Source organism: Amycolatopsis sp. M39 (assembly GCF_001651785.1).
GTDB lineage: Bacteria > Actinomycetota > Actinomycetes > Mycobacteriales > Pseudonocardiaceae > Amycolatopsis > Amycolatopsis rubida.
In genome coordinates, this window is record NZ_LWSF01000047.1 from 21,729 (window position 1) to 27,890 (window position 6,162).

Sequence of the window (6,162 nt, forward strand, 5' to 3'; positions counted from 1 at the left end):
ACCACCATGAGCCGACCGTCGATCGCCGTCGTCGGGGCGGGGGTCGTGGGCCTGTCCGTCGCCCGTTCCCTGTCCGCGGCGGGCGCCGAGGTCACGATCTTCGAGCGAGACCGCATCGGAGCCGGCACCAGCTCCGGCACGTTCGCGTGGGTCAACTCGAACGGCAAGTCGCCGGATTCCTATTACGAGCTGAACCTGGCCGGGATGCGGGAACACGAGCGGCTGCAGCGGGACTCGGCCAGCGAGGCGCACTGGTACCTGCAGACCGGCACCTACGAGTGGACCACGGATCCCGCGGTCGGGGAACGGCTGCAGGCGCGGGTCCAGCGGCTGACCGACCTCGGGTACCCGATCCGCAAGACGACGGCCGAGGAGCTGCGGACGCGGATCCCGGAGCTGCGCGTGCACCCGCGGTCTTCGGAGATCGTCCACTTCCCGAGCGAGGGCTACGTCGTGCCCAGCGTTCTGCTCGCCCGGCTGTGGTCGGAGGCCCGCGCCAACGGCGCGCGGTTGCGGGCGCCGGCCGACGTGCTCGACATCGCCGAGGACAGCACCGGCGTCACGCTCGAACTGAGCACCGGCGAGAACTGGCGCGGCGACTTCGTCGTGAGCGCCGCGGGCCGCTGGAGCGAGTCGGTCATGAAGGTGCTGGGCAAGCAGTTCGCGATGATCGACCCGGACCAGCCGAACAAGTTCGCGTGCGGCTTCCTCGGCCGCACCGACCCGCAGTACGTCCAGCTGAGTTCCAACCTGATCACCCCGGAGATGAACGTGCGCCCCGACGGCGGCGGCAGGCTGCTGCTGCAGACCCCGGACCTCGACCACCGGGCCGACCCCGCCTACCACGCGGACACCACCGCGCTGATCGGCGAGGAGATGCTGCGCAGGCTCAACCGCCTGTTCGCCAACACCGCGGGCGCGAAGATCGAGCAGATCAAGGTCGGCCAGCGTGCCCGGCCGGCCGACGGCCTGCCCGCCGCGGGTTTCGTCACCGAGCCGGCCCGGGTGTACCTGGTGGCCACTCACAGCGGGATCACGCTGGCTCCGTTGCTGGGCAAGCTGATCAGCGCGGAACTGCTGGAAGGGGCCCGCTCCCCGCTGCTGGCGGATTACGCGCCGGACCGGCTCATCGGCAAGACCATCAACGACTTCCCGAAGTTCGCGACGCTGCATTTCCCGGCGGCACAGTAGCCGTCCGGCCGCTCGCTAGCCTCCGGCCGGCGGATCAGCAGCACGTCGCCGGTGACGACCGCTGTCGGTCCGCCGGGGCCGGTCGCCGTGCGTTGCGGGGTGTCGGCGCGCTCCACGGTCCAGGCCGGGGGATCGAGGCCGAGTCCGGCGTAGCTGTCCGGGCAGGCGGCCGCCGGGGAAAGTCTCGGCGAGGTCATGTCGTTCGGTCGTGACCAGACCGCCGAGAGCTTCCTCTTTCGCCAGACGCAGCACCTTTTCGACAGCTGTCGCCGAGATGTCGGTGGCGGTGACCCGCCAGCCGCGCCGGGCCAGCCACAGGGTGTCGCCTCCGGCACCACCGGCGAGGTCGAGTGCGATGCCGGGCTGGAGCGGCTCGGCCGCTTCGACGGGCCTGGGATTGACCCTGACACCCCGGAAGTCGTGGTTGTCGCGCTGCCGGCGGTACAGGTTTTCCCAGAACTCGGCGGGATCCTCGCTGCTGGAGGGAGCCGTCGGGGCCGGACCTGATCGTTGCGTCATGAGCCTTCTTTTCGCTAGGCGGCGAGATGCTGCTTGAGGAAAGCGGCGGTGGCGTCGAGGATCCAGGGGACTGGTAGCGAGGGTCGCCGTGCCCCGCGCCGCCGAGCACCAGCAGGTGCGATTCGCGGCCCGCGACGAGCGCCTCGTGCGGCCGTCGGCTCTGGTCGAGCTGCTGGCAGAGCGGGCCGGCCTGCCGCGCCCGGTCCAGGTCGGGGTTTCGATGCCGGTGCGCAGGCAGCAGGCGTCCGGCGGGAGGCGCACGATCGCGCGTTCCAGGTCGGTCCGTGCCAGGCGGGCCACGAGGTCGGTGGGCCCGCAGCAGTCGACCACGGCGTCGATCCGATCGGTCCCGCCGGGGTCGGCGGGGGACAGGGCTGCCATCAGCGAGAGGCGGCCGACGCGCCCCGGCTGGCGATCTTGCCAGTCGCCAGCCAGCGCACGGCCGCCCGGCCAGCGCCCGGCCGCGGGAAACGCGCCTGCTTCGCCGAGCCGGTAGTCGATGCTGGCCACGGCTACTCCGCGGGCGGCCAGCCCCGCGCACAGCACTGCGTCGTCGGTGCGGTCGCCGAGGAACCAAGCGCCGCCGTCGATCCACAGGATGACCGGATGCCCCCCGGCCCGGCAGGCGTACCAGGCCCGAGTGGAGCAATGCGTCAGGCTTTCGCCTCCGCCGGAGTCTCCGCCATGACGCTGCCGCGCCGCTTGGACACGACGATCACCGCGATCACGATCCGCCACGTGCCGTCCGCGCCGCCGCCGAGCGTCGGCGTGACCACCGCGGGCGCGACTTGAGGGCATGCGGGTCGAGCAGCAGCGGCTGCTCGCCGGCGCGGGCGTATTCGCAAGTGAGCGCTGTCCGGGACACCTGGGTGAGGTTCATGAAAATCATTGCGAATAACAATGCGGCCGAACAGCCGGGTCGGCGCTCCGCGCCATCCGTCGCCGGTCTCGGTCTCGTCGGTGTAGCGGCACCGGCGCTCGCCGAGCGGAACGAAGGTGAGGCGGTGCCGCCACGTGTGCACGGGCCCGCCGTGCTCGTCGGTGCGGATCTCCAGCGGGCCCAGCCGTTCGACTGCGATAACGCCGAACCACCACAGGCGGGCCTTGCCGTGCGTGCCCGCTTCGATGCGCGCGGGCACGTCCATGCGATACACCCGCAGCACCGGGCTCATGACGAACGCCAGCACCTCCGGCTTGCGGGCGAGCCGTGCCGCGACATCGGCGGAGAGCGGCAGCTCGGTGGTACGCGCCGTCCTGGCCATTGCTGACCCTCTCGCTCGGTGCGGTAACGAGAATGATTGTCATCGCGGTCGCGAGCGGGTTCCCTGCGGGGCGCGTCGGTGCGAGTCGATCGGGTCCGGGCTGGACAACGCCGGACGCCGGGAATCGGCTTGCGTTCGGCGAAACCCGCGTGAACATCGCCAGCGCCGCGGCCCGGCAGCGGGCACAGGGACCCGCGCCCGGCTCGTCGGCACCGCCCTCGTCCCGCTTCGCCGCTGATGAGGGAACCGGTGCGTCTCCGCTCGTGCGGTCGATCGGCCGCCTCGGGCATTCCGGCCGCGGCGTGCCTAGCGCGGCCGGGGAAGGTAGGTGCCGGGGGTGTGGCCGGTGGACCTGCGGAACGCGGCGATGAACGCGCTCGGTTTGCGGTAGCCGACCGCGCGGGCGGTGGCGCTGACTGACGTGCCGCCGGCCAGCATGGGGATGGCGGCGCGGATGCGGACCTGGGCGCGCCAGTCGGCGAAGGCGAGCCCGGTTTCGGCGCGGAACAGCCGGGACAGCGTGCGGACGCTGGCATGGACGTGCTCGGCCCAGGCGGCGAGTTCGCGCCGGTCGGCCGGGTGGGCGAGAAGTCGTTCGGCGATCGCGCGGGCGCGCGGGTCGGCGGGCAGCGCGACGTTGATGTGGTGCGCGGGCAGCGGGGTGAGCAGTTCGAACATGAGCGCCTCGGCGGCCGGACGGCTGTGGTCGCCGGGGGCGATGTCGTGCAAGTGGGCGATGATCTCGCGCAGCAGCGACCCGACGGCGAAGCTGGCGGGCTCGGCCCAGGCGAGCGGGCAGTGGCCTGCGGAGAAGGAGATGGTCACCATTTCGCCCGCGTGCAGCACGGAGCCGGAATGCTCGATGCCCCCGGGCACCCAGAGCCCGTAGCCGGGCGGGATCAGCCAGTCGCGACCGGCGACGGTGCCCAGCAGCGTCGCGGACGAACTCCAGGTGAGCATCGGTTCCGGGTGCGAGTGCAGCCGCAGCAGTTCGCGGTCCCGGGCGGTGTCTCGGTCGATGCACAGGATGGGCGAGGCCGCCGCGGTGCCCGCAGCCCGGGATTTTTCCGCCGAACCGCTCGCGGTCCGCCACGCCTGGTTGGCCGGTTCGGGGTATTGATTGGCCTCTGCGCGCACAGCGGCCAGCCTAACTTAGGGGCCTGACTTGAGGGGTGCGTGGCTGATGCCCGAAATGCCGATCGAAACCGGGGACCTGGCGAAGCCAGGCGGATCGTCCGAAGCGGTGCGCGCGGCGAAGGCGGTGCGGGCATGACCGTCTCTGCTGAGCCGTTTTCGCCCGCGCTGCGCCGATCGATCGGAGTGGTGATGATCGGCGCGTCGCTGACGTTCCTGGACTCGACGATCGTCAACGTCGCCGTCCACACCCTTTCGGCCGACTTGCGCGCCGGGCTGGGGACGGTGCAGTGGGTGGTGACCGCTTACCTGCTCGCGCTCGCGGCGGTGATCCCGGTGACCGGCTGGGCGGCCCGCCGGTTCGGCGCCGCCCGGCTGTATGTCGCCGCGTTGGCGGTGTTCACCGTCGGATCGGTGTTGTGCGCGTGTTCGCAGAGCGCGGGAATGCTGATCGTCTCCCGGGCGCTGCAGGGCGCCGGCGGCGGGGCGATCATGCCGGTCGGCACGATGATCTGGACCGCGCAGTCCGCCAAGGCGCAGATGGGGCGGGTGGTGGGCATCCTTGCGGTGCCGATCGTGCTCGCCCCGACGCTCGGGCCCGCGATCGGCGGTCTGCTCATCGAAAGCATCGGGTGGCGGGCGATCTTCTGGCTCAACGTCCCCTTCGGCGTCGCCGGCACTGTGCTGGCTCTGCGGCTCTTGCCGCGCGGGAAAGGCGGCGACGCGGGACGGCTGGACGTGACCGGCCTGGTCCTGGCTTCCGTGGGGATCGGGTGCCTCACCTACGGCCTGGCCGAGACCGGCGTCGTGGCCGGATGGGACACGGCGGCGGTCGTCGCGCTGCTGGTCGGACTGGCCGCGCTGGCTGGCTTCGTCCGGCAGGCCCTGCGGGCGAAGCGGCCGCTGCTCGACCTCCGGCTGTACGGCAACCGAGCGTTCGCCGCCGCGTCGGTCGCCCAGTTCGCACTCGGCGCCGCGAATTTCGGCGGGATGATCCTGATGCCGCTGTATTTCCAGACTGTCCGCGGCGAGAGCGTGGTCCTCGCCGGGCTGCTGCTCGCCCCGACCGGCCTCGGCGCGCTGCTCGCGGCTCCGCTCACCGATCGCTGGGGAGCCGGGAGCACCGCCTTCGCCGGTACCGCCGTCTTGGCGATCTCGACCGTCCCGTTCGTGTTCTTGACCGCCACCACTCCGTACCTGTTGCTGTGCCTCGTCATGGTCTTCCGGGGCGTCGGCTTCGGCTTGTCGATCATCCCGGCGATGACCGCCGCCTACCGTGCCCTGCCCCCGGAGAAGATCCCCGACGCCACCCCGCAGCTCAACGTCCTTCAGCGCGTGGGCGGCGCGATCGGCACCGCTGTGCTCACCGTGGTCCTCGCCGGCCAGCTCCGCGACGACCCCACACCCGCCGGACAGGCCAGCGGCTTCGCCGCCACGTTCTGGTGGGTCCTCGCGAGCGCGATCGCCGCCGCCGTCCCGGCTGTCGTGCTCGCGCGCACTGAACTGCACGCTCGCCGCAGGGCCGGCACCGCCGCCTGAACGGGCCGATCCGGGCGCAGTGGCGAGTTGTGTTCCAGAAAGCGATGCTCGCGCGGTGAGTATCGCGGAGAACCGGTCGCTGGCGTCGGCTCCCTTCGACCGCGGCTGGATCCGGCGGCAGCGGAGACTGGGCCTGCCCGCCGTGATTCCGGACGCCGGGTATGTCGGTGAGCACGACGAGACCGGGCTGCGAAGCGTGCTGGAGCGAGCTGCGGCCCTAGGCCCGGACGTCATCGTGCCGCTTTTCCTGCACGTGAGGTGGTTGCACCCAGACAACCTGCCTTGCCGGGTCGAGGCTGTCACGGAGACCGGTGGTCCGATCGCGAGCGCGCTCGAACGTCAGGACGACCCGCTCGGCACGAAATACGCGGTCTACGGGCTGGTGGCGCTCTTGCCAGCGCCGGTGCCAGTTGTGCTCCTCATCGCTCGTTTTCCTTCCCGCCAGAACAGAGTGCCCCGCACTGGCAATCTAGGGCCTGTCCTCGAAGTAGGTGACGTGACCTGCTTTGATCTTGAG

The 6,162-nt window shown here is 71.5% G+C and carries 5 protein-coding genes and 1 pseudogene; 3 read left to right on the forward strand and 3 right to left on the reverse strand.

Translation table 11 applies throughout. The features are described 5' to 3' along the window. Positions 1-6 precede the first annotated feature (6 nt). The gene (locus tag A4R44_RS44405) at positions 7-1,191 is read left to right on the forward strand and encodes an FAD-binding oxidoreductase (RefSeq protein ID WP_067595531.1); all 1,185 of its coding nucleotides are present in this window, start codon (positions 7-9) and stop codon (positions 1,189-1,191) included. A gap of 15 nt (positions 1,192-1,206) precedes the next feature. Here the strand turns inward: A4R44_RS44405 and A4R44_RS51620 are convergent, their stop codons facing one another. The 3 genes from A4R44_RS51620 to A4R44_RS44425 form a co-directional block, all read right to left on the reverse strand. After that, positions 1,207-2,448 (reverse strand): hypothetical protein, encoded by a 1,242-nt coding sequence (locus A4R44_RS51620; RefSeq protein WP_338080513.1) that lies wholly within the window; start codon positions 2,446-2,448, stop codon positions 1,207-1,209. Continuing rightward, positions 2,364-2,972, reverse strand: a complete 609-nt coding sequence (locus A4R44_RS49765) for a hypothetical protein (protein WP_067595537.1) — start codon at positions 2,970-2,972, stop codon at positions 2,364-2,366. The genes A4R44_RS51620 and A4R44_RS49765 overlap by 85 nt, the downstream gene beginning before the upstream one ends. Positions 2,973-3,278: 306 nt before the next feature. Continuing rightward, positions 3,279-4,109 carry an AraC family transcriptional regulator gene (locus tag A4R44_RS44425; protein ID WP_198545678.1) on the reverse strand — a complete coding sequence of 277 codons (831 nt, stop codon included), beginning with the start codon at positions 4,107-4,109 and terminating at the stop codon, positions 3,279-3,281. A gap of 132 nt (positions 4,110-4,241) precedes the next feature. Here A4R44_RS44425 and A4R44_RS44430 point away from each other — a divergent pair, with 132 nt between their 5' ends. Together A4R44_RS44430 and A4R44_RS44435 are read left to right on the forward strand one after the other, a co-directional pair. Continuing rightward, positions 4,242-5,645: an MDR family MFS transporter gene (locus tag A4R44_RS44430; protein WP_067595540.1), complete on the forward strand. Its 1,404-nt coding sequence runs from the start codon at positions 4,242-4,244 to the stop codon at positions 5,643-5,645. 55 nt (positions 5,646-5,700) lie between these two features. Next, a pseudogene (locus tag A4R44_RS44435) lies at positions 5,701-6,162 on the forward strand (hypothetical protein); the annotation flags it as partial.

What these genes read in the sequence shown, in the direction of transcription:
- A4R44_RS44430 (WP_067595540.1), top strand. Translation starts at nt 4,242, where the DNA reads ATGACCGTCTCTGCTGAGCCGTTTTCGCCCGCGCTGCGCCGATCGATC.
- A4R44_RS49765 (WP_067595537.1), bottom strand. Translation starts at nt 2,972, where the DNA reads ATGGCCAGGACGGCGCGTACCACCGAGCTGCCGCTCTCCGCCGATGTC.
- A4R44_RS44405 (WP_067595531.1), top strand. Translation starts at nt 7, where the DNA reads ATGAGCCGACCGTCGATCGCCGTCGTCGGGGCGGGGGTCGTGGGCCTG.